We start from the raw sequence: 22,250 nt of genomic DNA, 5'->3' as shown, positions 1-22,250 counted from the left end.
ATCCGAAAGGACATTCCATGACCACCACCGAAAGCGCTCCCGAGACCGCGCTCGACCCGACGAAGGTCAACCCGGCCGCAGACTGCGAAGCCAACCGCACCGCCAACTTCGCGTCGCGCCCGATGACCGGTGACGAGTACATCGAGTCGTTGCGCGACGACCGCGAGATCTGGTTACACGGCGAGCGCGTCGAGGACGTCACCACGCATCCGGCGTTCCGCAACCCCATCCGGATGACCGCACGCCTCTACGACTCGATGCACACCGGTGAACACGTCGACAAGGTCACCACCCCCACCGACACCGGCAACGGCGGCGTCACGATGCCGTTCTTCAAGGCACCCAGCTCCTCGGACGACCTGCTGAAGGAACGCGACGCCATCGCCACCTGGGCGCGCATGACGTACGGCTGGATGGGCCGGTCCCCCGATTACAAGGCGTCGTTCCTCGGCACCCTGCATGCCAACAAGGAGCTGTACTCGCCGTTCCAGGACAACGCCGAGCGCTGGTACAAGGAATCGCAGGAAAAGGTTCTCTACTGGAACCACGCGATCATCAACCCGCCCGTCGACCGGCAGCTCCCGCCCGACGAGGTCGGTGACGTGTTCATGAAGGTCGAGAAGGAAACCGACGCCGGACTCATCGTCAGTGGCGCCAAGGTCGTGGCCACCGGCTCGGCCATCACCAACTACAACTTCATCGCGCACTACGGTCTGCCGATCAAGAAGAAGGAATTCGCCCTCATCTGCACCGTCCCGATGGACGCACCGGGCGTGAAGCTGATCTGCCGGTCCTCGTTCACCCAGAACGCGGCCGTGATGGGCACCCCGTTCGACTACCCGCTGTCGAGCCGCATGGACGAGAACGACACCATCTTCATCTTCGACAAGGTGCTCGTGCCGTGGGAGAACGTCTTCATGTACGGCGACGTCGACAAGATCAACGGCTTCTTCCCGCAATCCGGATTCCTGCCCCGCTTCACCTTCCAGGGCTGCACCCGTCTCGCCGTGAAGCTCGACTTCATCGCCGGCATGCTGATGAAGGCACTCGACGCCACCGGCGCAGGCGGTTTCCGTGGCGTGCAGACCCGCGTCGGTGAGGTCATCGGCTGGCGAAACCTGTTCTGGTCACTCACCGAATCGATGGCACGCAACCCCGAGCCGTGGATCGGCGACACCGTCATCCCGAAGCTCGAGTACGGCCTCACGTACCGCATGTTCATGATCCAGGGCTACCCGCGGATCAAGGAGATCATCGAACAGGACGTCGCGTCCGGGCTGATCTACCTGCCCTCGAGCGCCCGCGACTTCAAGAGCCCCGACGTCCGCCCGTACCTCGACAAGTACGTCCGCGGCTCCGACGGCATGACCGCCGTCGAACGCGTCAAGATCATGAAGGCACTGTGGGATTCGATCGGCAGTGAGTTCGGCGGCCGGCACGAACTCTACGAGCGCAACTACTCCGGCAACCACGAAAACGTCAAGGCGGAACTGCTGTTCGCCGCCGAGAACCGTGGCGACGTCGCCTCCATGAAGGGCTTCGCCGAGCAGTGCCTGTCCGAATACGACCTCGACGGCTGGACGGTCCCCGACCTCATCGGCAACGACGACGTCTCGTACTTCGGCAACAAGTAACCGCACACCCACGCAATCCCCGTCAGAAGCGAATCAGCTCTGACGGGGATTTGCCGTACCGCCGTCGGTACGCGGCGGAGAACCGGCCCGCATGGGTGAACCCCCACCGGGCAGCGACCTCGGAGACCGTGACACCGGGTTCCAGTGCCCTCAGGTCGGCGTCGGCGCGACTCAGGCGGATGTCGAGGAGGCATTCCGACGGACTGCGCCCGACGTACTCGCGAAACCCTTCCTGCAACCGGCGGACGCTGGTACCCGCCAACTCGGCCATGTCGGCTGCCGTCCAGGCGCGGGCTGGGTCGTCGTTGAGTCCGTCGAGCACTCGCTTGACGATTCGCGGTCGGGGTGCGCCCCCGCGCACCTCCTCGTCGGGCGTGACGGCCAGGACGAACGCCGAGGTGATCGCGCCGGCGAGCTGTGGGCCGACCACCGGGTTGGCCAGGAGGTCGGCCGGCTCCCGCAGTTGCGCGGTCAATGAGCGCACCAGACGAAACCAGCTGTGTCCCGGGGCCTCGGTGAGATCGATCTGCGAGGGCAGGTGCAGCCCGGGCCGCAGGTCGGAGCCGAGGATCCGGTCAGCCTCCTGCTCGAGGTAGGCGCTGTCGAATTTGACGCCGAGCACCGAGCAGTCGCCGCTCCACCGGGTGATCAGGGTCGGCTCGTCCGCCCGGAAGACCGTGGCCTGACCGGGCCGAGACAGCACCGTGTCGCCCTGCGAACAGGACTCCAGCGAACCGGACAGCGGAATGTTGATCTCGTACGCATCCGGATAGTCGCACTCGATCGACACGTCGGCACCCCAGCCCAGCCTCCCGAGAGTGACGGGGCCGAGGTCAACGGTCCGCATCGACAGCTTCATCGCTCCGTTCGGCGACAAGTCGGTCAACGTGTGGGGAAAGTACGCACCGGCCACCGCCCTCGACGCCGCATCCCAGTCCTGGGTTTCGGTGATCGTCGATGCCATCGTCATGCACCTGCCTCACTGAAGAATCGTTCCGACCTCATTGAAACCGTGTCGTCACGCCCAGTCGAGGATAACTGAGACCGCAATCACAAGTAGTCGCGCAGATGGTCCAGAGACCGCGCAGGGTGGCTAGACCACCCTCCTGCGACGGCCTACCTTCTTCCTCACCCGCTCACACAACGAAAGTTGTTTCCGAGCAGTTGCTTTGAATGAGGAGATTCAGATGACCGCCACCCTCTCTTGGATCGACGAGATCACGATGACGGAACTCGAGCGCAACCCGTACCCCGTCTACGAGCGGCTGCGCGCCGAGGCGCCGCTGGCCTACGTCCCGGTCCTCGGCTCGTTCGTCGCGACCACCGCCGACCTGTGCCGCACCATCGCCAACAGCCCCGACTTCGAGGGGATCATCACCAAGGCCGGCGGCCGCACGTTCGGTCACCCTGCGGTGATCGGCGTCAACGGCGAGATCCACCGCGACCTCCGCTCGATGGTCGACCCCGCACTGCAACCGTCGGAGGTGGACCGTTGGGTCGACGGACTCGTCCGCCCCATCGCGCGGCGCTACGTGGAGCAGTTCGAGAACGACGGCAAGGCCGATCTGGTCTCGCAGTACTGCGAACCCGTCAGCGTGCGCGCACTCGGTGACCTGCTGGGGTTGAACGACGTCAGCTCGGACACATTGCGTGACTGGTTCCACCGGCTGTCGAACTCCTTTACCAATGCCGGAGTGGACGCGGACGGCGAATTCACGAACCCGGAGGGATTCGTGCAGGGCGACGAGGCCAAGGCAGAGATCCGGGCCGTCGTCGATCCGCTCATCGACAACTGGATCGTCAACCCCGATGACAGCGCCATCTCGCACTGGTTGCACGACGGCATGCCCGAAGGACAAGTCCGCGACCGCGACTACATCTACCCCACGCTCTTCGTCTACCTGCTGGGCGCGATGCAGGAACCCGGGCACGGAATGGCATCGACACTCGTGGGCCTGTTCACCCGCCCCGAGCAACTGGAGGCCGTCATCGACGAGCCCGCGCTGATTCCGCGGGCAATTTCCGAGGGAATGCGCTGGACCTCGCCGATCTGGTCGGCCACGGCCCGCATCAGCACCAAGGACGTCACGCTCGGGGACGTGTTCCTTCCCGAGGGATCCGTGGTCCTGTTGTCCTACGGTTCGGCCAACCACGACACCGCTGTCTACGACGCCCCCTCCGACTACGACATGACGCGCCCCCCGCTCCCCCACCTGGCGTTCGGTTCCGGCAACCACGCGTGCGCGGGTATCTACTTCGCGAACCACGTCTGCCGCATCGGCCTCGAGGAGTTGTTCGAGGCGATCCCGAACCTCGAACGTGACTCCGGCGCGGACGTCGAGTTCTGGGGCTGGGGTTTCCGCGGCCCGACCGCCCTCCGGGCCACGTGGGAGGTGTAGCCGTGACCTTCACCGTCTCCGTCGCCGCCGACAGGGTGGAATGCCGCCCCGACCAGCCGATACTCGACGCTTTCCTCCGGGGCAGCGTGTGGATGCCGAACTCCTGCAACCAGGGCACGTGCGGAACGTGCAAGCTGCGGGTCGTATCGGGGGAGGTCGATCACGGCCTGTCGCCCGAACACACGCTGACCCGGGCCGAACGCGAGCAGGGGTTTGCGCTGGCCTGCCAGGCGACCCCGTGCAGTGACACGGTGGTGGAACGCCTCGACGCGGCGCCCGCGGGCACCGTCCACACCCTGCGGGACCTCGTCGGCACCGTGAGCGCGATCGAGGACGTTGCCCGTGACACGCGGCGGGTTCTCGTCACGCTCGACAGCCCGCTCGAATTCTCCGCGGGGCAGTACGTCGAACTGCGAGTACCCGGCACCGACCACCGCCGCCAGTACTCGATGGCGAATACGCCGGGCGAGTCGAAACAACTCGAGTTCCACATCCGCAGGCAACCGGGTGGAATCGCGACGGACGGTTGGGTGTTCGGCTCGTTGTCCGTCGGCGAGCGCGTCGACATGGTGGGGCCGCTCGGGGACTTCCGTCTCGATCCGGAGGACGAGGGTCCGATGATCCTGCTGGGCGGCGGAACGGGCCTCGCCCCGCTGAAATCGATCGTCCACCAAGCACTCACCGTCGCTCCGGACCGCGCGATCCACCTGTATCACGGCGTGCGCGAGGAGTCCGACCTCTACGATGTCGACCTGTTCCAGGAGTGGGAGCGAGCGCACCCGGGCTTCCGGTACGTGCCGTGTCTGAGCGACCAGTCGTGGTCCGGGCGGTCCGGTTACGTCACGGACGCGTTCGTGGAGGACTTCGACACCTGTCGCGGATACTCCGGGTACCTGTGCGGGCCGCCGGCGATGGTCGACGCCGGCGTCAAGGCGTTCAAGCGCCGGCGCATTGCTCCGCGACGCATCTTCCGGGAGAAGTTCACGCCCGCCGCGTGATTACGGCATCCCGATGCGTACGCCGAGGCCCTCCGAGCCTCGGCGTACGCATGCCGAACACGTCCTAGTCAGTACTCGGTAAATACCTAGTGTGATGCAGCGCACAGGCTGCAAGAGTGGAATCCATTGCCGGACCCGGGCGCCCTCGCAGGGCGCAAGCCCCCCGGAGATCTTGGAGGATCCCATGACTGAAACCCTGTACACAGCGCCGTCCGACGACGTGCGCGCCAAGCTGGCCGACGCGCTCATCGAGGACGCGGAAACCGGCCGCTACCAGGTGCGACGTAGCGTTTTCACCGACGAGGACCTGTTCGAACTCGAGATGAAGCACATCTTCGAGGGCAACTGGATCTACCTGGCCCACGAAAGCCAGATCCCGAACGTCGGCGACTACTTCACCACGTACATGGGCCGCCAGCCGATCGTGATCTCCCGCAACAAGGAGGGCGAACTCAACGCCCTGGTGAACGCGTGCAGCCACCGCGGCGCCATGCTGTGCAGGCGCAAGACGGACAACCGGACCACGTTCACCTGCCCGTTCCACGGCTGGACGTTCAACAATTCGGGCAAGCTCCTCAAGGTCAAGGACCCGCGTGAGGCCGGCTACCCGGAGCAGTTCAACAAGGACGGCTCCCACGACCTCACCAAGGTCGCGCGGTTCGAGAACTACCGCGGTTTCCTGTTCGGCAGCCTCAACGCCGACGTCCCACCGCTCGAGGAGCACCTCGGTGACACCACGAAGATCATCGACATGATCGTCGACCAGTCGCCCGACGGCCTCGAGGTCCTGCGTGGTGCGTCCACCTACACCTATGACGGCAACTGGAAGCTGCAGACCGAGAACGGCGCCGACGGCTACCACGTGTCCGCCACCCACTGGAACTACGCCGCGACCACGTCGCGCCGGGAGTCGGGCGAGTCCACCAACGCCACGAAGGCGATGGACGCCGGCAAGTGGTCGAAGCAGCAGGGCGGGTACTACTCGTTCGACAACGGTCACCTGCTGCTGTGGACCAAGTGGGCGGACCCCGCCAACCGTCCCCTCAACGAGCGTCGCGACGAACTCGTCGCCGAGTACGGAGAGGACCGCGCCGACTGGATGATCGGTGTGTCCCGCAACCTGTGCCTGTACCCGAACGTGTACCTGATGGACCAGTTCGGTTCGCAGATCCGGCATTTCCGTCCGATCTCCGTCGACAAGACCGAGGTCACCATCTACTGCATCGCCCCCAAGGGTGAGAGCCGCACGGCACGCGCCGCCCGCATCCGCCAGTACGAGGACTTCTTCAACGCCACCGGCATGGCCACCCCGGACGATCTCGAGGAGTTCCGCTCCTGCCAGAAGACGTACCAGGCCGGCGCCGCACCGTTCAACGACCTCAGCCGCGGTGTCACCCACCAACTCCAGGGCCCCGACGAGGGTGCGAAGAAGATCGGCATCAATCCCATCTCCAGTGGTGTGAAGACCGAGGACGAGGGCCTCTACCCGATCCAGCACGGCTACTGGGTGCAAGCGCTCACCAAGGCGCTCGACGCCGACGCTGCCGCGAACAACCGCTGAGGGAGACGACGAACATGACCGCAGTAGCCGAAAGCACTGTCACCCAGCACGCCATCGAGCAGTTCCTCTACCGTGAGGCCCGCTACCTCGACGACCGCGATTTCGAGAAGTGGATCGAGTGCTATCACCCCGACTCCGAGTTCTGGATGCCGGCGTGGGCCGACGACGGTGACCTGACCACCGACCCGATGACCGAGATCTCCCTGATCTACTACGCCAACCGTGGTGGCATCGAGGACCGGGTCTTCCGCATCAAGACCGACCGGTCGAGCGCGACGAGCCTTCCGGAACCCCGCACCGGTCACAACATCTCGAACGTCGAGGTCACCGACCGTCGCGGCGAAGTCGTAGATGTCCGGTTCAACTGGTTCACGCTCTACTTCCGGTACAACACGGTCGACACGTACTTCGGGAATTCGTTCTACACCATCGACTTCTCTGGTGAGCAGCCTCTGATCCTGAAGAAGAAGGTCGTGCTCAAGAACGACTACATCCACCACGTGGTCGACATCTACCACATCTGATTTCTTCCCCATTCTTCGCGAATCGAGCTGTTTTCCATGACTTTCCAAGTTGCACTGAGTTTCGAGGACGGGATCACCCGCTTCATCAAGTGTGACGGCGACGAGACGGTCGCCGACGCGTCCTACCGCGCGCGCATCAACATTCCTCTCGACTGTCGAGACGGGGCGTGCGGCACCTGCAAGTCGCTCTGCGAATCCGGCACGTACGACGGCGGCGACTACATCGAGGAAGCGCTCACCGACGAAGAGGCGGAGCAGGGTTACTGCCTTCCGTGCCAGATGATGCCGGAAAGCGATTTGGTACTGCAGATCCCGACGACGTCCGACGTCGCGAAGACCGCCGCAGGCACGTTCTCGTCGACGGTCACGGAGATCCGTAAGTTCTCCGACACGACCATCGGGTTCACGATCGAGATCGCGAACCGGGACGACCTGGTTTTCCTCCCCGGCCAGTACGTGAACATCACCGTTCCCGGGACCGAAGCGACGCGCTCGTACTCGTTCAGCACCGGACCCACGTCGAAGGAACTGTCGTTCCTGGTCAAGATCACCGACGGCGGCCTGATGTCGGAGTACCTGCGTAGCCGCGCACAGGTCGGCGACACGCTCGAGTTCACCGGCCCGATGGGAAGCTTCTTCCTCCGCGAGCAGAAGCGTCGCGCCCTGCTGCTGGCCGGCGGCACCGGGCTGGCCCCGCTGCTGTCGATCCTCGACAAGATGCGCACCGACGCCGCCGACCACCCCGTGCACCTGGTCTACGGAGTCTCGTCCGACGCGGACCTGGTGGAACTGGACAAGCTCGAGGAGTACACGAAGTCCCTGCCCCGGTTCACGTTCGACTACTGCGTGTCCGACCCGGCGAGCAGTGCACCGAACAAGGGATACGTCACCGGCCTGTTCGAGCCCGCACACCTGAACGACGGCGACGTGGACGTGTACCTGTGCGGTCCGCCTCCCATGGTCGAGGCGGTGCGCGACCACCTGAAGTCGGAGGGCATCACGCCGGCGAACTTCTACTTCGAGAAGTTCAACAACGCGGCGACACCGAGTGGGTCCGAGGCGTCCGCACCGTCGGCGGCCAACGCCGTCGAGGCGGCCCCCGAGTACGAGATCGGCGAGGAACACCAGCCGCTGTCCGAGTCGGACGCGCAGTTCGACGCCCGCATGGCGCTCGAACTCGGGGCGATGGAACTGACCATCGGCCGGATGACGAAGGAACAGCTGTCCGAGTACCGGATCCTCGCCGAGACCTCGTGCGAATCGATCGAGAACGACCACTTCACGGACGCAGGCGCCTTTACCGACACCAACGCCGCATTCCACGAATTCCTGTTCCGGTGCACCGCAAACGACGTGCTCCTCGAGGCGTACAACCGCCTGGAGGTCACGCAGCTCATGACGAAGGTGCTCCGCACCGCGGACTGGGTGGACGAGCACATCCAGCACGACCACCTCGACATCGTCGCCGCCTTCGAGAAGGGTGACCGGGCCGCCGCCCACGACCTGATCGTCAGCCACAGCGCGCACGCCAAGGCCACCATGTGCCGCGCCATCGAGAGGAGTGCCGTCGCATGAGTGGACTCGTCACTCCGCACCGTTTCGACGGCAAGGTCGTCGTGGTCACCGGCGCAGCGCAGGGCATCGGCCTGACGGTCGCGACCCGACTCGCGGCCGAGGGTGCGTCGCTGATCCTGATCGACCGCGCCGAACTCGTCCACGACGTCGCGAAGGGGTTGCGCGAGAACGGCACCGACGCGCACAGCATCACCGCCGATCTGGAACAGTTCGCCGACGCCGAGGCGGCGATCGACGAGGCGCGGCAGCAGCACGGCCGACTCGACGTGCTGATCAACAACGTCGGCGGCACCATCTGGGCCAAGCCGTACGAGCACTACACCGCCGAGCAGATCCAGGCGGAGGTGCAGCGGTCGCTGTTCCCGACCCTGTGGACGTGCCGCGCCGTCCTCCCCCACCTCATCGCGCAGCAGTCGGGCACCATCGTCAACGTGTCCTCGGTGGCCACGCGGGGTGTCAACCGCGTGCCCTACGCGGCGTCGAAGGGCGGGGTCAACGCCCTGACCGCGTCACTCGCTCTGGAAGCCGCACAGTACGGAATCCGCGTGGTGGCCACCGCACCCGGCGGCACCGAGGCGCCCGCTCGCCGCGTTCCCCGCGGCCCCGGCGCGGAGACCGATCAGGAGAAGGCCTGGTACCAGCAGATCGTCGACCAGACCGTCGACTCGTCCCTGCTGAAGCGGTACGGAACGCTGGACGAGCAGGCCGCGGCCATCGTCTTCCTGGCCTCCGACGAGGCCACTTACATCACCGGGACGGTACTGCCCGTCGCCGGTGGCGACCTCGGCTAGCTGCCCACAGATCTCGACCGCCTCATCGGCGGGGCGCATTGCATCGTCTCGCCGATGGGGCATTTCTTTAGCCGAATTCGATTGTGACACAGCACACTTACGAGTTCGGCCCGGTTCCCCGTCACACCCACCGAGCGGAGATCACCATGAACCCATCCACCACCCCCGATACCTGGGCGAGTCCGAGACACCGCAGTGCCGTCACGTGGGTCGTCGCGATCGCCACGATCGCGATCATCTTCGACGGCTACGACCTCGTCGTGTACGGCACCATCCTCCCGACGTTGATGAACGATCCCGGCCAGCTCGGCGAGATCTCCGCGCAGCAGGCCGGTGCATTGGGCTCGTACGCGCTCATCGGTGTCATGGTGGGCGCGCTCACCGCCGGCGCCGTGGGCGACTACCTGGGCCGGCGGCGGATGATGCTCGTCAACATCGCGTGGTTCTCCATCGGAATGGGGCTCGCCGCGTTGGCCACCAACGTCACCATGTTCGGCCTGCTGCGATTCTTCACCGGTATCGGGGTCGGTGGCCTCGTCGCCACCGCCGGTGCGATGGTGGCGGAGTTCGCCCCTCCCGGAAAGCGGAACCTGTACAACGCCATCGTCTACAGCGGCGTCCCCGCCGGCGGGGTGCTCGCGTCCCTCCTCGCGATCGTCCTGCGCGACACGATCGGCTGGCGCGGCCTCTTCTGGATCGGCGCACTGCCCATCGTGATCCTGCTGCCGCTGGCGCTCGTGAAACTGCCCGAGTCGCCGAAGTGGCTCGTCGCCCGCGGCCACGAGGACAAGGCCCGCCGCATCTCCGAACGCACGGGCATCCCGATGCCCGGCGCCGACGAGATCGCCACGGAACGGGCCTCGGCCGAGAAGGTCGGCTTCGCCGCACTCACGACGCGCCGTTACGTTTGGGGCACTGCACTTCTCGGCATGATGAGCTTCTCCGGCCTGCTGCTCACGTACGGACTCAACACGTGGCTTCCGAAGATCATGGAGGACGCCGGTTTCAACGCGAAAGGTTCGCTGTCGTTCCTGCTCGTCCTCAACGGCGGCGCGATCCTCGGCGGCCTGATCGCCTCCAAGGTCGCCGACGGCATCGGACCGCAACGCGTCGTCGCCACGACGTTCGGTCTCGCCGCACTCGCCCTGATACTCCTGACGCTCGGCTTCCCGCTGCCGGTGCTGCTCGCGTCCGTCGCGGTCGCCGGAGTCGGCACCATCGGCACCCAGGTCCTGATCTACGGCTTCGTCTCCAACTACTACTCGACGTCCGCGCGCGGCGCCGGGGTGGCGTGGTGCGCCGGATTCGGCCGGCTGGGCGGCATCTTCGGCCCACTGATCGGCGGAGCACTGATCAGCGCGGGCATCAGCAGCCAGGTGGCGTTCTACGTCTTCGCGGGCATCGCCGTCCTGGGCGGGATCGTGACGTTCTTCGTTCCGCGTGCACGGGTCACCCGCGCCGAGGTGGCGGGCACCCGCGAAGCCGCCTACTCCACCGTCCAGGTGTCGTGACCGGTCAGCAGGCGCTGCAGCGAGCCGTCGTCGACGGGGTCCTTCTCCCGCGCGATCTCGTTCTGCAGACGCACCATGTCGTCGTACGTGTCCCGCACGACACTGCGGAACACACCGGTCACGGTGTGGGTGAGGTCCTGGTCGGAAAGTCTCGACAGGGCGGACGCGTAGTCGGGGTCGTCGGTGTGGGCGTCGTGCACGACGATCTCGGCCCGGTCGACGTCGGCGGTCGCGACCACCTTCAGACCGAAACCCGATCGGACGACGCAGTATTCGCCTGCTCCGCCGAACACGATCGGATCGCCGTGGGTCAGCGGGATGAGGCGCTGCTCCGAACCGTCCTTGCGTAGTACGTCGAACGAGCCGTCGTTGAAGATCGGGCAGTCCTGGTAGATCTCCACGAACGACGTGCCGCGGTGGGCCGCCGCCTGCCGCAGCACCTCTGTCAGCCCCTTGCGGTCCGAGTCCAGGGCGCGGGCCGCGAACGTGGCCTCGGCTCCCAGCACGAGGGACAGCGTGTTGAACGGGTGGTCCACCGACCCCAGCGGTGTCGACTTGGTGACCTTGCCGACCTCCGAGGTAGGCGAGTACTGCCCCTTGGTCAGCCCGTAGATCCTGTTGTTGAACAGCAGGATCGTCATGTTGACGTTTCTCCGCAGGGCGTGGATGAGATGGTTGCCCCCGATCGACAGCGCGTCGCCGTCACCGGTCACCACCCACACCGACAGGTCGGGGCGCGTCACCGCGAGACCCGTCGCGATGGCGGGCGCACGACCGTGGATCGAGTGCAGGCCGTACGTGTCCAGGTAGTACGGGAACCGGCTCGAGCAACCGATGCCGGAGACGAACATCAGGTTCTCGCGTCGGAGTCCCAACTCCGGCAGGAAACTTCGGATCGTGGCGAGGATGACGTAGTCTCCGCAGCCCGGACACCACCGGACCTCCTGGTCCGACGTGAAGTCCTTGGCCTTCTGCGGTTCGTCGGTCTGGGGCACGTGCGCGGTGGCGCTCAGCCCCAGGTCCGCACCGACACGACTGATCATCCGTGTCACGCCGATTCCTCCTGCCGGGGTCCGGTCGATCGGTAGGTCGCCGACGCGAGCGCGTCGGAGGTCTTCGCGAGCTCGTGCTCACGCAACGTTCCGGCCAGCGCGGAGTCGATCACCTCGTGCAGTTCGTCGCCGAGGAAGGCGAGCCCCCGCACCTTGGTCACCGATTGCACGTCGACGAGGAACCTCGAACGGAGGATCATCGCGAGCTGGCCCAGGTTCATCTCCGGTGCGACGACGGTCCCGTAGCTGCGCAGCACCGCACCGAGATTGGCGGGCAGTGGGTTGATGTTGCGCACGTGCACGTGGGCCACCTTCTTGCCCTCACGGCGAGCACGTCGGCAGGCCTCACCGATGGGTCCGTACGAGCTGCCCCACCCGACCAGCAGCAGGTCGGCCTCACCCGAGGGGTCGTCGACGACCGCGTCGGGAACGGCGATTCCGTCGATCTTGGCCTGGCGCAACCGCACCATGAGGTCGTGGTTGGCGGGATCGTAGGAGATGTCGCCGCTGCCGTCGGCCTTCTCGAGTCCGCCGATGCGGTGTTCGAGCCCCCGCGTTCCCGGTATCGCCATGGCACGGGCGAGCGTCTCCCGGTCGCGGGCGTACGGCGCGAATTCGCCGTCCACCGGTGGCGCCGTGTCGCAGCCGGGGTCGATCCGGTCCAGTTCGGACACGTCCGGGATGGCCCACGGTTCGCTGCCGTTCGCGATGGCGCCGTCCGACAGCAACAACACCGGTGTGCGGTATGTGAACGCGATCCGGGCGGCCTCGACCGCGGCATCGAAGCAGTCCGCGGGTGAGCGCGGTGCGATCACCGCGACCGGCGACTCGCCGTTTCGTCCGTACATCGCCTGCAACAGGTCCGACTGCTCGGTCTTCGTCGGGAGCCCGGTGGACGGGCCACCGCGCTGGACGTCGATGACGAGCAGCGGGACCTCCGTCATCACCGCCAGCCCGATGGCTTCGCTCTTCAGCGCCAGTCCGGGTCCGGACGTGCTCGTCACGCCGAGCGCACCCCCGATCGACGCGCCCAGCGCCGCGCCGATTCCGGCGATCTCGTCCTCGGCCTGGAACGTGGTGACGCCGAGATTCCGGTGCTTGCTCAGCTCGTGCAGGATGTCCGACGCCGGCGTAATCGGATAGGTGCCGAGGAAGACGTCCCGCGACGCCAGCCGTCCCGCGGTCACCACCCCGTAGGCCAGGGCCGTGTTCCCGGTGACCTGGCGGTACGTGGCCGGTGGGAGCGTCGCCGCGGACACCTCGTAGGTGGTCGCGAAACTCTCCGTCGTCTCCCCGTAATTCCACCCGGCCTTGAACGCGAGCAGATTGCCCTCCGCGATCTGCGGTTTCGCTGCGAACTTGGTCTCCAGGAACCGCTCGATGCTGTGGGTGGGGCGGTTGTACATCCACGACAGCAGTCCGAGCGCGAACATGTTCTTCGCCCGCTCGCCGTCCTTCCGACTCAGTCCGGCGGGTTCGACCGCGCCGACCGTCAACGTCGACATCGCCACCGGATGCACCACGTAGTCCTCGAGGGAGTCGTCGTCGAGGGGGCTCGTGGCGTATCCGACCTTCGCAAGATTCCGCTTGGTGAACTCGTCCGTGTTCACGATGATCATGCCGCCGCGCGGCAGATCGGCCAGGTTCGCCTTCAACGCCGCCGGGTTCATGGCGACCAGGACGTCCGGGCGGTCGCCGGCTGTGAGGATGTCGTAGTCCGCGATCTGGATCTGGAACGACGACACACCGGGTAGCGTGCCCTGAGGCGCCCGGATCTCGGCGGGAAAGTTGGGCTGGGTGGCGAGGTCGTTGCCGAACGCCGCCGCCTCGGACGTGAACCGGTCGCCGGTCAACTGCATACCGTCGCCGGAGTCTCCGGCAAAGCGGATCGCCACTCGCTCCAACTTCGTGGAGTTCGCCTCCGTCGTCATGGATGCACCGAATCCCTCGACTCGTAGTCGTTCTGACCAGCAGCTTCTAACCTCACGGTACAAGCGTTCCCAGTTTTCGCCAGGAACACGCCGAAATCAGGCGTCGCGATACGGTGAGTGGTGTGAGGGATCCAGGGAACATCGAGCTCGTCGGGCGTTCCCGCGAACTCGCCGAACTAGAGTCGATCCTGCGTGAGGCGGGCGAGAACGCGCCCGTCGTCGTGGTCGTCGAAGGCGTGCCGGGCATCGGCAAGACCACCTTGGTGGAACACTTCCTCGCGGCGCATCCCGACCTGCCCGCGTTCTCCGCCGTCTGCGCCCCGTGGGCGTCGGGCCATCCCTTCGGCGTCGCCGAACAGCTCCTCGGGGCGGCCGTGACGTCGGAAGACCCCCTCGACGTCGCCCGCGAACTCGTCGCTGCAGTGGATCCGCCTGCCGGTGACGTTCCGTTCGTCTTCGTGCTCGACGATGCGCAGTGGGCAGACCTCACCTCATTGCAGGCTCTGACCTCCGCCGTGCATCTGCTGGACCGACCGGCAATGATCGTCTTCGTCACGAACTCGGAACCTCCTGAGGGTGTTCCCGCGGACGTCCTCGACCTCCTCGACCGGCATCGCCGGCATCGAATCCAGGTCCGTCCGCTCGATGCGTCCGACACCCGCAGACTTGCGAATACCCTTGCGCACCTCGACCTTCCGGCCCCGGTGGCGCACCAGCTCGTTCAGCACACGGCAGGGAATCCACGGCACCTCACGCAACTTCTGCAGGAAGTCGACCCGAGCGCGTGGAGCCAGTGGCAGCCAGTGCTCCCGGTACCCCGCACGTTCGCCGCGAAAGTGCAGTCACAACTGTCCGCGTGCTCAGCGCCTGCCCGGGCACTCGTCGAATCGGCGGCCGTACTCGCCGGGGATCCCCGATTCGCCGACGCCGCCGCGCTCGCGGGCATCGAGCACCCGGTGGAAGCGCTCGACGAAATCCATCGGGCGGGCCTCCTCACCGTCGGTGAGCATCGCGGCGTCACCGTGCTGACCTTCCCGTCGCCGCTGACCCGGGCCGCCGTCTACCGCAGCCTCGGGCCGATCCGGCTCCGTGACCTGCACGATCATGCCGCGCAGATCGTCGAGGACGAGGGCAGGCGACTGGACCATCGCGCCGCGGCCGCGCCGTTCGCCGACCCCGCGCTCGCGGACGAACTGGACACCTATTCTGCGCAGCGGGCGACCGTCGGGGCGTGGTCGGCCGTCGCGGACGCATTGATCAAGTCGAGCCGCCTCACCGTGGACCGCGGCGAACGCGAACAACGCCTCATCCGGGCCGTCGACGCTCTCGTCGGTGCCAGCAACCTTCCCCAGGCTTTGGCGTTCGCGCCGGAGATCGAGAGCTTCCCCGAAAGTCCGTTACGCGACGCCGTACTCGGCTACCTCGCAATCCTCCGGGGACGACCCGCGGAGGCCGATCTGCTGCTCACCCAGTCGTGGACCGCATGCGACCCGGACACCGATCCGGCGACCGCCGCGCTGATCTGCCAGCGCCGCGTCCTGGACTCGCTCGTGCGCTGGCACGGACCGGACCTCGTCGAATGGGCCAGCCGGGCCGTGGCTCTCGTCGATCCGGGGGATCCGTCGGCCGTCGAATCCGCGGCGATCATGGGACTCGGACTCGCTGCCACGGGTCAGATCGTGGAGGCACGGGCCGCCTACGACACGCTGTCCGCAAAGATCGCTCTCGGTGCCCAGTCCCAGCGCTTCGACATGGCCAGGGGTTGGCTCGACCTGGCGCTGGACGATCCCGAATCGGCGCGTCAGGAACTGGAGAGCGCAGTCCCCACGGCCTTCCGGATGGGCTCGACCCGCATCTCGCTGTGGGCGCAGGCCTGGCTGGCGCGAACGCAATTCGCCCTCGGCGACTGGAGCGGCGCGATCGCAACTGTCGACCGTGCGGCACACCAACTCGAGGACGCCGCGCTCGACCTCGTCCGGCCCCTGGTGCACTGGACCGGCGCGCAGACACACGCGCTGCGCGGAAACTGGCCCGCTGCGCACGAGCACCTCCGTCTCGCGGCGGCGAGTTCGCACGACTACCCGATGATGTTCATTCCGTCCTCACTGGCACGCGCCCAATGCGCCGAGGTGCAGGCCGACTACGCCGCAGTGATCAGGGCGCTCGAGCCTCTCACCCGCCTGCAGCCCCGCGAGGGCATCGACGAGCCGGGCTTCTGGCAGTGGCCCGACGTCTACGCGAACGCTCTCGTGATGGCCGGTCGCGTCGACGACGCGGACACCTTCCTCACCCCGCACGAGGAACGCGCCGCCGAGCGCGGGCACCGATCGGCGATGGCTCGTCTCGGTTACGCCCGCGGTCGAGTCGCAGGCGCGCGTGGCGACATCGATGCCGCCCGGGACGTGTTCGAGACGGCCTTGACGCACCTCGACACCCTTCCCCTCCCCTACGACCGCGCCCGCGTGAACTTCGCGTACGGCCAGACCCTGCGCCGGGCAGGTAAGCGGCGCGAAGCGGACGCCGTCATGCAGGCCGCCCGGGAGGGATATTTCGCGCTCGGAGCCACCTCCTACGTGCAGCGGTGCGACCGCGAACTCAAGGCCGGCGGCCTCAACCTCAAACGCAGCCGGTTCACGCTCGAGGAACTGACTCCGCAGGAACGGGCCGTGACCGAACTCGTCGCCGGCGGAGCCAGCAACAAGGAGGCGGCGGGCGAGCTGTTCCTGTCCGTCAAGACCGTGCAGTACCACCTGACCCGGGTCTACGCGAAGCTCGGCATCCGCTCGCGCAGCGAACTCGCGGCGCAGTTCCGCGACCAGGAGTGACGTTCGGGGTGGCGGGAACCTACCCCGAGGGTGCCTGTTCCGGGCAGCACCATCCGGCCAGGCTGGATCTCGACCGATGCAGCCGACCCACCGGAGTACCGAGATGGATGACACGATCGACGCAGTGCGAGCCGACCGCGACCTGAAGAACAAACACCGCGCCATGTGGGCTCTCGGCGACTACCCCACCCTGGCCACCGACATCATCGCCGGCCTCGGCCCCGCCCTGGTCCGGGCGAGCCGGGTCAGGCCCGGTGACCGTGTTCTCGACGTCGCGGCAGGCTCCGGCAACGCCGCCATCCCTGCGGCGATGTCCGGTGCGAGCGTCGTGGCCGGTGACCTCACCCCCGAACTGTTCGACGCCGGCCGCCGCCGGGCCGCCGAACTCGGAGCCGAGGTGGAGTGGCGCGAGGCCGACGCCGAGGCGATGCCGTTCGCCGACAACGAGTTCGACACCGTGATGTCCTGCGTCGGTGTCATGTTCGCGCCGCACCATCAGGCCAGCGCCGACGAACTCGTCCGCGTCTGCCGGCCGGGAGGGACGATCGGTCTACTCAGCTGGACCCCTGAGGGTTTCATCGGCCAGATGTTCGCAACGATGAAACCGTATGCACCCCCGCCCCCTCCGGGCGCACAGCCCCCGCCACTGTGGGGTCGCGAGGAACACGTCCGGGCGCTGTTCGGCCACCGCATCACCGACATCGTGGCAACCCGGCACACCGTGCGCATCGATCAATTCCGGTCGCCGGAGGACTTCCGCGACTACTTCAAGACCCGCTACGGTCCAACCATCGCGGTGTACCGGAACATCGCCGACGACCCCGCCCGGGTCGCCGCACTGGATCACGAACTCGCCGATCTCGCACGTCGTTTCGACCACGGCACCGGCAGCACCGTGATGAACTGGGAATACCTCCTACTCACCGCGCGGAAGTGGTAATTGCGGACGGAGGTCGCAACAGCCACCGGGATCAGTCGTGGCCGTTCTTGTTCCAGAACTGGTGGGTAAGCCCACTGGGGGAGGTGACGGTCTCGACTGTGAAGCGGTCTTCGATGCCGGCCAAGCCCTCCCAGAGGGAGACACCGCGCCCGAGGGTGATGGGCACGATCACCAGGTGCATGAAGTCGATCAAGTCGGCCTGCAGAAACTGCCGCACGGTCGAGGGTCCTCCGCCTATACGGACGTCCCGACCGTCGGCAGCTTCCTGGGCCATGCGCAGAACCTCATGGGGTGGCGCGTCCACGAAGTGGAAGCTGGTTCCGTTGGGAAAGTCGATGCTGGGGTATGGGTAGTGGCTCATGACGAACACCGGTGTGTGAAATGGCGGTTCGTCGCCCCACCAGCCCCGCCACCCGTCGTCGGGCCACTCGCCGGTTTGGGGGCCGAACTTGCGACGGCCCATGATCTCCGCGCCGATGCCCTGGCTCCACAGGCTGATCACGGCGCGGTCCAGGGTGATTGGGGCGTCTACCCGGTCGACCCCGTGGATGACGCGTCCATCGAACCAATCGAATAGCCGTTCGGCACCGCCGATCGGGGCGTCGAACGTCACGTGCTCGCCGGCGGCGTAGCCGTCGAGGGAGATATTCATATTGTGGATCCGGGTGCGGGGCATGGGCGATTCCTCCAATAACCGGGTGCGGGATACAAATAGACAGACCTGAAGAGATGGCCGAACTCATCGCAGAACGTTGAAAATCGTATTCCCTCGAGCCGTACTCTGAGGCTGCAACCTGACAGCGCCGCGGCCCGCACGCCATCTTCGGGGAATCACCCTTGCCGATGGACAGGTGGTCACCGCCACGGAGACGGGGCCGAGATGGCGGGGTCGATCGGTGGGCCCATAGCGGAGCCGGTGGACATCGAGTCGTCCAAGGTCGCTCGGCTGCTGGCACCTGTCGGTCGTCAACCGCTGACGTGGCGCGCAGGCCCGGGTGACGAGGTGCTGGCCGAGGACCTGCTCGCGTGTCCGCCGCGAGCCGCTGACGGGGCGGGTGGTGCCGGTCGACCTCGGGATGATGGTCGGGGAGGACGCCGCCGTCGACGTGGAGGCCGAGCCCGACCGTTGGCTCCGGTTCGACTGCACCGGCCCGCGGGGACGGCTGGCGGGACATGTCGGCCTTCGCTGAGCGGCACCGGTACCCAGCCTGCGATTCGGGCATTGCCCGGTCGGGACTTCGCTGCTAGAGTCGAACATGTATTCGATTGACCTTGGGGGAGGTTGGTTGTGGGGGCAGTACTTCTCGAGGAATTGCGCACATTCACGGCGCGACTGCAATGCGCCGAGGCGGCAAGTGGAGATCCGGGACTGGGCATAGATCTGCTCGATGCGATCGAGACTTTGAAATCGGTCGGGTGTGCGGTGCAGGCGGTGATCACCGACGACGTCGCGACGAGTATCCGTGCGGACCGCAGGGCTCGAGAGTTGCCACGGGCGGAGTGGGACCGGGGTATCGCGTCGCAGATTGCGTTGGCGCGCCGGGAATCCCCGAACCGCGGCGGGCGACATCTGGGGTTCGCGCAGGCTCTGGTGCACGAGATGCCGCACACCCTGGCCATGTTGCAGACCGGGCGGTTGAACGAATGGCGGGCCACCCTGTTGGTGCGGGAAACAGCGTGCCTGTCGGCTGCCGATCGGGGCATCGTGGACCGCCGGTTGTGCTCGGATCCAGCCATTCTCGACGGAGTCGGTGACCGCGGGCTGATCGCACGGGCGAAGGCGTTGGCGGTGGAACTCGACGCCGCGTCCGTGGTGCGGCGGCATCGCAAGGCAGTGTCCGAGCGTCGGGTCACGACCCGCCCAGCGCCGGATTCGATGGCCTATCTGAGCGTGCTGATGCCCGTGGAGCAGGCCGTGTGTCTGCAGGCGACCCTGGGCCGGGATGCGAACAGTCTCATCGCGACCGGGGACAGTGGTGGTCGCACCCGCAATCAGCTGATGGTGGATCTGTTGTTCGAGCGCGGCACCGGAGCGTCAGTGGCGTCGGGTGTGCCGGTGGCGGTGAATCTGGTGCTCTCGGACGAGACGTTGCCGGCCGGCGGGCACGAGGCCGCGCAGCTCCACGGGTTCGGGCCGGTGCCGGCCGGTATCGCTCGGCAACTGGTGGCCGACGCCGTCGATCGTGACACCGAGACATCGCTACGGCGGGTGTACTCCTGTCCGCACTCGGGGGCGCTGACGGCGATGGAGTCGCAGTCCCGCACGTTCCCGAAAAGCCTGCGGAAGCTGATCGACCTGCGGGATCGGACGTGTCGTACGCCGTGGTGCGATGCGCCGATCCGGCACCACGATCACATCCGCTCCCGCAGGAAATTGGGTAAGACCACCGCGCGAAACGGGTCCGGGCTGTGCGAGGCCTGCAACTACGCGAAGGAAGCACCAGGCTGGACGGCCCGACCGGTGCACAACCCCGGCCGCACCCACCTCATCGACCTCGGCACCCCGACCGGGCACCACTACCGGTCGGCGGCCCCGCCGCTCCCGACCGCGGCACGACAGTCGGAGGTCGAAGCCGTGCTGATCGCACACCTCCGAGCGTCATGACAGCGCGATCAAGCCTGGACGACGCCGACCACCGGGGCGTAATCACACGGCGGCAATGCTCGGCTGGTGTTGTCGAGGATGCTCCCGAAGACGACGAACACGATTGTGCCCCTGCCTGTCTCGAGGGTGTTGGACAGCGTGACGATGTAATCGGCCGGTCGCTCCTGATACAGCGGCGCTCGCCCCGACTGCATGGTGGTGAGGTTCAGCCAGGCGACCTCGACGAGGTCGGCCTGCAGCGGCGACGACATTGCCGTGTTCATCCCGCTGAAGAAGACGTTGACCTTCCCCGGCGGAATGACAGGGACAGGCAGGTTCTCGTCGACGGCGGGGCCGGCTATCGCTCGCGCGATACCGACCGAATCGTTTTGCTCTCCGAAACCGGCAGGGAGGCAGTCCGCAGCGGTGGTGTCGTACAGGAACGGCTGAGCTGTGCCCTCGACGAGATGAACCGATCGGGGGAAGTAGTTGTATCGCGGTGTACCGGCGGCGATGCGCTCGATGGTGGTCGTGATCGACTGCGCGGTGCGGGTGCTGATCGGCATGGCGGCCGACTGGAGGGCGGCTCGCACTGCCGCCATGTCGCCGAGCGGCGTCGGAGGCGCAGCGTGCGCTTCACCGACTGCCATGGAGGCGAGCACACCGACACACGCTGCAAGTCCCGCAATTCGTCCACGCATGAATGGATGCTAGCGGCCGCAGGGACTTGCCGAATCAGCTTCGTGAACGCCCGGCAAGTGCCAGGCTGGATGTCATGGACAGCATCAACACGATGGGTGATCGGTAATGGCCCGCCCGGTACGCGTCGTCGTGCTCGGCGCCGGGTCGTGGGGAACGACGGTGGCAGGTCTCGCCGCCCACAACACACCGACCCTGCTGTGGGCGCGAAACTCGGACACGGCCGACGAGATCAACAACGAGCACCGCAACTCTCGGTATCTCGGCGACCGCCCACTCCCCGACTCCATGCGCTCCACAGCCGACCTGGTGGAGGCGGCGCAGGAAGCCGACGTTCTCGTGGTCGGGGTGCCGTCGCACGCGGTCCGCAGCACTCTTGCTCAGATCGCCAACGAGGTGCGGGCGTGGGTGCCGGTGTTGTCGCTGGCGAAGGGGCTGGAGCCGGGAACGCGGCTACGACCCACCGAGGTGATCGCCGAGTGCCTGCCCGGGCATCCGGTCGGGCTTCTGGCGGGCCCGAACATTGCGCGGGAGATCGTCGACGGGCTCGCCGCGGCGTCGGTCGTCGCCACTCAGGACGTCCGGGTGGCCACGGCGTTGCAGCCGTTGTTCGCGTCCGCCGTGTTCCGTGTGTACCGGAACACCGATGTGCTGGGCTGCGAACTCGGCGGTGTGCTGAAGAACATCGTGGCCATCGCTTCGGGCATGGCCGACGGACTGGACGTCGGCGACAACACGCGCGCGATGGTCCTGGCGCGCGGGTTGGCCGAGATGACCCGGCTGGGTGAGGCGATGGGCGCGAACCCGCGGACGTTCGCGGGACTCACCGGGGTCGGAGATCTGATCGCCACCTGTATGAGCCCGAGTTCGCGCAACCGGCGGGTGGGCGAGTTCATTGCCCGCGGCATGACGGTCGACGAGGCCGTCGCCAAGCTGGGGCAGGTGGCCGAGGGTGTGAAGACCGCCCCCACCGTGATGGAACTGGCCCGCGACTTCAACGTGGACATGCCCATCGCCGCCGAGGTCGAGGCAGTGGTCGCGGGACGGCAGACGCCGGAGGGCGCCTACCGCGGCCTGCGGAAAGTCGCTGCCGGCGGAGAGGATGAGGTGGCGTGACCGCACAACTGCAACCGGCAGTAGCACTATCTAGACGTTTCTAAGCAATCTCCTAGAAAACTGGGGCAGACTCCTGAATGGAGGCACCCCAGCAAGCAGCGTCGTGCGGG

Annotated in this window: 18 protein-coding genes; 13 read left to right on the top strand and 5 right to left on the bottom strand. The window is 66.7% G+C overall.

Annotated features, from left to right (window positions below; translation table 11 throughout):
* Positions 1–17: 17 nt before the first annotated feature.
* Positions 18–1,634, top strand: a complete 1,617-nt coding sequence (locus HGB39_RS06795; protein WP_005264050.1) for a 4-hydroxyphenylacetate 3-hydroxylase family protein — start codon at positions 18–20, stop codon at positions 1,632–1,634.
* A gap of 22 nt (positions 1,635–1,656) precedes the next feature.
* Here HGB39_RS06795 and HGB39_RS06790 read toward each other — a convergent pair whose 3' ends face one another.
* A complete protein-coding gene (locus tag HGB39_RS06790) occupies positions 1,657–2,604 on the bottom strand; it encodes an AraC family transcriptional regulator (protein WP_005562308.1) in 948 nt (315 codons plus the stop codon).
* Between the two features lie 217 nt (positions 2,605–2,821).
* Here HGB39_RS06790 and HGB39_RS06785 point away from each other — a divergent pair, with 217 nt between their 5' ends.
* The 7 genes from HGB39_RS06785 (at position 2,822) to HGB39_RS06755 (ending at position 10,993) form a co-directional block, all read left to right on the top strand.
* Positions 2,822–4,033, top strand: a complete 1,212-nt coding sequence (locus HGB39_RS06785; protein WP_005562305.1) for a cytochrome P450 — start codon at positions 2,822–2,824, stop codon at positions 4,031–4,033.
* A 2-nt stretch (positions 4,034–4,035) separates the two neighbouring features.
* Entirely contained in the window at positions 4,036–5,031 is a 996-nt protein-coding gene (locus tag HGB39_RS06780) for a 2Fe-2S iron-sulfur cluster-binding protein (protein WP_005258731.1), read from the top strand.
* A gap of 184 nt (positions 5,032–5,215) precedes the next feature.
* Positions 5,216–6,592: a benzoate 1,2-dioxygenase large subunit gene (benA, locus tag HGB39_RS06775; RefSeq protein ID WP_005562304.1), complete on the top strand. Its 1,377-nt coding sequence runs from the start codon at positions 5,216–5,218 to the stop codon at positions 6,590–6,592.
* A 14-nt stretch (positions 6,593–6,606) separates the two neighbouring features.
* A complete protein-coding gene (gene benB, locus HGB39_RS06770) occupies positions 6,607–7,116 on the top strand; it encodes a benzoate 1,2-dioxygenase small subunit (protein WP_005562303.1) in 510 nt (169 codons plus the stop codon).
* Positions 7,117–7,152: 36 nt separating this feature from the next.
* A complete protein-coding gene (benC, locus tag HGB39_RS06765; RefSeq protein ID WP_005562302.1) occupies positions 7,153–8,691 on the top strand; it encodes a benzoate 1,2-dioxygenase electron transfer component BenC in 1,539 nt (512 codons plus the stop codon).
* Positions 8,688–9,482, top strand: coding sequence for a 1,6-dihydroxycyclohexa-2,4-diene-1-carboxylate dehydrogenase (locus HGB39_RS06760; RefSeq protein ID WP_005562301.1), 795 nt, complete (start codon positions 8,688–8,690; stop codon positions 9,480–9,482). The genes benC and HGB39_RS06760 overlap by 4 nt, the downstream gene beginning before the upstream one ends.
* A gap of 146 nt (positions 9,483–9,628) precedes the next feature.
* The gene (locus tag HGB39_RS06755) at positions 9,629–10,993 is read left to right on the top strand and encodes an MFS transporter (protein ID WP_043787652.1); all 1,365 of its coding nucleotides are present in this window, start codon (positions 9,629–9,631) and stop codon (positions 10,991–10,993) included.
* Here the strand turns inward: HGB39_RS06755 and HGB39_RS06750 are convergent.
* Positions 10,969–12,036: a 2-oxoacid:ferredoxin oxidoreductase subunit beta gene (locus tag HGB39_RS06750; protein ID WP_052023914.1), complete on the bottom strand. Its 1,068-nt coding sequence runs from the start codon at positions 12,034–12,036 to the stop codon at positions 10,969–10,971. The genes HGB39_RS06755 and HGB39_RS06750 overlap by 25 nt on opposite strands.
* Positions 12,037–12,041: 5 nt before the next feature.
* Positions 12,042–13,976 carry a 2-oxoacid:acceptor oxidoreductase subunit alpha gene (locus HGB39_RS06745; protein WP_005562297.1) on the bottom strand — a complete coding sequence of 645 codons (1,935 nt, stop codon included), beginning with the start codon at positions 13,974–13,976 and terminating at the stop codon, positions 12,042–12,044.
* Between the two features lie 122 nt (positions 13,977–14,098).
* On the opposite strand from HGB39_RS06745, the gene HGB39_RS06740 reads away from it, so the two are divergent.
* Together HGB39_RS06740 and HGB39_RS06735 are read left to right on the top strand one after the other, a co-directional pair.
* On the top strand, positions 14,099–16,801 hold the full coding sequence (locus HGB39_RS06740; protein ID WP_043787649.1) for a helix-turn-helix transcriptional regulator: 2,703 nt from the start codon (positions 14,099–14,101) through the stop codon (positions 16,799–16,801).
* 103 nt (positions 16,802–16,904) lie between these two features.
* Positions 16,905–17,741 (top strand): class I SAM-dependent methyltransferase, encoded by an 837-nt coding sequence (locus HGB39_RS06735; RefSeq protein WP_005562294.1) that lies wholly within the window; start codon positions 16,905–16,907, stop codon positions 17,739–17,741.
* Positions 17,742–17,772: 31 nt separating this feature from the next.
* Here the strand turns inward: HGB39_RS06735 and HGB39_RS06730 are convergent, their stop codons facing one another.
* Positions 17,773–18,417, bottom strand: coding sequence for a dihydrofolate reductase family protein (locus HGB39_RS06730; RefSeq protein WP_005562293.1), 645 nt, complete (start codon positions 18,415–18,417; stop codon positions 17,773–17,775).
* 382 nt (positions 18,418–18,799) lie between these two features.
* Between HGB39_RS06730 and HGB39_RS39530 the strand changes: the two genes are divergently transcribed.
* Both HGB39_RS39530 and HGB39_RS06720 read left to right on the top strand, forming a co-directional pair.
* Positions 18,800–18,931: a hypothetical protein gene (locus HGB39_RS39530; protein WP_259465681.1), complete on the top strand. Its 132-nt coding sequence runs from the start codon at positions 18,800–18,802 to the stop codon at positions 18,929–18,931.
* Between the two features lie 98 nt (positions 18,932–19,029).
* Positions 19,030–20,346 (top strand): HNH endonuclease, encoded by a 1,317-nt coding sequence (locus tag HGB39_RS06720; protein ID WP_064080054.1) that lies wholly within the window; start codon positions 19,030–19,032, stop codon positions 20,344–20,346.
* Between the two features lie 8 nt (positions 20,347–20,354).
* Here the strand turns inward: HGB39_RS06720 and HGB39_RS06715 are convergent, their stop codons facing one another.
* Positions 20,355–21,026, bottom strand: a complete 672-nt coding sequence (locus HGB39_RS06715) for an Rv1157c family protein (RefSeq protein ID WP_037204413.1) — start codon at positions 21,024–21,026, stop codon at positions 20,355–20,357.
* A 106-nt stretch (positions 21,027–21,132) separates the two neighbouring features.
* Between HGB39_RS06715 and HGB39_RS06710 the strand changes: the two genes are divergently transcribed.
* On the top strand, positions 21,133–22,140 hold the full coding sequence (locus tag HGB39_RS06710; protein ID WP_005258770.1) for an NAD(P)H-dependent glycerol-3-phosphate dehydrogenase: 1,008 nt from the start codon (positions 21,133–21,135) through the stop codon (positions 22,138–22,140).
* Positions 22,141–22,250: the final 110 nt, after the last annotated feature.

This window comes from Rhodococcus opacus (assembly GCF_012396235.1).
Classification (GTDB): Bacteria; Actinomycetota; Actinomycetes; order Mycobacteriales; family Mycobacteriaceae; genus Rhodococcus_F; species Rhodococcus_F opacus.
This window is presented reverse-complemented; position numbering and strand designations above follow the sequence as displayed.